This window comes from uncultured Tepidimonas sp., from assembly GCF_938045175.1.
GTDB lineage: Bacteria > Pseudomonadota > Gammaproteobacteria > Burkholderiales > Burkholderiaceae_C > Tepidimonas.
In genome coordinates, this window is record NZ_CALIND010000183.1 from 1 (window position 1) to 2,782 (window position 2,782).

General features: G+C 71.4%; 2 protein-coding genes. Both read right to left on the minus strand.

The features are described 5' to 3' along the window. Nucleotides 1-484, minus strand: a 484-nt coding sequence (locus Q0716_RS09725) for a tRNA pseudouridine synthase A (RefSeq protein ID WP_299022664.1), incomplete at its 3' end; no start/stop codon positions are given. 35 nt (nucleotides 485-519) lie between these two features. Next, nucleotides 520-2,782 (minus strand): FimV/HubP family polar landmark protein (locus Q0716_RS09730; RefSeq protein ID WP_299022667.1); only part of this gene is annotated, 2,263 nt, incomplete at its 5' end.

Consider the following 2,782-nt stretch of genomic DNA (forward strand, 5'->3'; position numbering starts at 1 on the left):
GGCACTGCGCGGCGCGAAACGCGCTGAAGTCATGCTCCCCGAGCAGATGGCGCGCGGCGCGTTGCATGGGCTCCAGCGCCAAAGGGCGAAACACCCATCCCACGCGCCCAGCTTCGACGCTGGGGCGCACGGGCGACTCCAGCAGCACATAGGCATAGCGGCGCGAACGGGCGCTGTTGCGGGCATGGAAGCTCGCAGGCACCGGCTGCGCCCACTGCACCGCAATGTCGCTGGGCAAATAGCGATTGGTGCCCCGCACCCACGCGTTCATGCTGCGCTCGACCGGGGCATCGAAATGCACCACCTGATTGAGGCCATGGACCCCGGCGTCTGTACGGCCGGCGCACAGGGTGGCGATGGCGGGCACGTCGGCAAAGGCGGCCAGCGCCCGCTCCAGCCGGTCCTGCACGGTCCGCCCCCCGGGCTGGCTTTGCCAGCCCTGGTAGGCGGTGCCCAGAGAGCTCACTCCCAGCGCGATGCGCATCGCTCGATCACGGTCGGCTTGGCGTGGCGCGCGGCTCAGGCCAGCTGCGCCAGGAAAGCGCGGGCGCGTTCCTGCAGATCGCCGCTGGCCTCGGCCACGACTTCTTCGGCCAGCGTGCGCGCACCGTCCACATCGCCAATGGCCTCGAACTCGCGCGCCAGCGACAGCTTGGTCTCCAGCGGGTCGTTGTCATCCAGCCCCTCATCGGTCGCCACGTTGGACGGCTCGTCGGTGGGCGCCTCGTCGGTGGACGTCGCCGCACTGGCCGAACCCGCAGCGGGCGCCTCGTCCGTGGGCAGATCGAGCGAGAGGCCTTCCAGCGAAGGCGGCAGCCCCGCGGTGGCAGCCCCGATCGGGGCTGGCTGCGGGGGCGACTCCGGGATCTCCAGATCGAAGTCCATGCCGGCCGTGTTGCCTGACAGAGCGGCGTCCTTGGGGTCTGCCGGATAGGGTGCCAGCGTCTCGGTCTGCGCAGCGGATGTTTCCGTGGATTCTGGCGCTACCGCGCCCAGGTCCAAATCGAGGTCCAGGTCGTCGGTGCCTGGGGATGCCGTGGCAGGCTCGGACGCCGTGGCATCGAGGGTCAAATCCAGCTCGGGCAGGGTGTCGTCGACCGGCGCGGCGACCTCGCCACTGGCATCCGCAGGGCGGTAGAGGGGATTGTCCGGATCGAGGGTCATGCCCAGTGCACAGGCGCGCTCCCACTCGGGGCCTTGGCCCTGGGTTAGGGCGTGCAGTTCACGCGCCGCTGCCTCGAAACGCGCCGCATCCGGCCGTTGCGCATAAATCTCCAACAATTTGAGCCGCACCGGCAGCCGGTCAGGGTGCTGCCGCAGCGCTTCGAGCAGGATGTCTTCGGCCTGCTGGTCGCGGCCGTAGGCCAGGTAGGCGTCGGCTTCGTCCACGGGGTCGACATCGTCTGCCGTGTCGAGCAGGCGGGTCGCGTGCATCAGGGACGATGCTGCGGCTTCATCGTGGGTGTCATCGGCTTGGCTGGCCGCATCGGCACGCGGTTCGGCCGGCTGTTCGGCGGCAGCCTGCCGACGGCGCTGCCGGATGCGCCACCCCGCCAGCAGGGCCAGCAACAGGGCCACGCCAGCGGCCGCCGGCACGGTCAGCGGGTGGGCCAGCAGGGTGCCCAGCACGCCGCCTTCAGGCGGGGTGGGAGCTGGCGCCGGGTCAGGTGCGGGTGCCGCAGGCGGGGCCGTCGCCGCTGGGGGCTCCGCTGGCGCGGGAGGCGGTGCCGGTGGCGCCACCGGCACCGGTGGGCCTGCACCCTCGCCTGCGGTGGCCGTCGGGGCTGGATCGGTCGCTGGGGGCGCAGCCGGTGCGGTGGCTGGGGCCGACGACGCCGCTTGCCGCAGTTGCTCCAGTTCTTGCAGGTTGCGACTCAGCTCCGCGACGCGCTGTTCGGTCTCGCCGCGCTGGCGCGTTTCGGCGATCTGGGCCTCGGCCGGTGCTGGGGCACCGGGCTTGGTCAGGGTCAGCTTGTCCTGGGCGCTGGCTTGTGGTTTGTCTTCGGCCACGGCCGCCTGTACGGTACCGGTGGCCGTGCGCGAAGCGGGGGGGGCCGCTTGCGCCGGGGCGGCGGCGGCCAGACGCCGTCGGTATTCGTTGAAGTCCCGCGTCTGTGCGGCGACGATGCGGCGTGCTTCTTGTGGATCGACGCTGGCCGCCACGGCGGTGTCCGGCAGATCGATGACCGCGCCCGCGCGCACCAGGTTGATGTTGTTGCGGATGAATGCCTGCGGATTGGCGCGCAGCAGCGCGACGAGCATCTGCTCCAGCGTGACGTCGGCCGGTTTGTGCTCGGCAGCGATGCGCCCTGCCGTCTCCCCTGGTCTGACCGTGATCCGCTGGGACTGGGCGGCAGGCCGCTCGGTCGGTGCAATCCGCTGGGGTGTGGCCAGCGTCGGTGCCGGCGGCTGGGCAGGGGGCGCCGGTTGTGCGGGTTGTGTCTCTGCCACGGCTGGTGGAGGCGGGGCCGGGGGCGCGGATGCGACGGCCGGTGCCACGGGGCTTGGCGGGCGCAGATCGGGCGGATCGAGCAGCAGGGTGTAGCCGCGCAACAGTTCGCCACCCGCCCAGCGGGCTTGCACCACCAGATCGAGAAAAGGCTCGGACACCGGGCGTTCACTGCGCACCACGATGACCGTGCGCCCGTCCGTGCGCCGCTGCACCTCCAGCGTTACGTCTTGGAGCAGGGCGTTGAATTCCAGGTTGGCGGCGCGAAAGCGCTCTGCGGGTGCAATCCCCACCTGCAGGCTGGCGGCCTCGGCGTCGGTGATGGCCGGCACG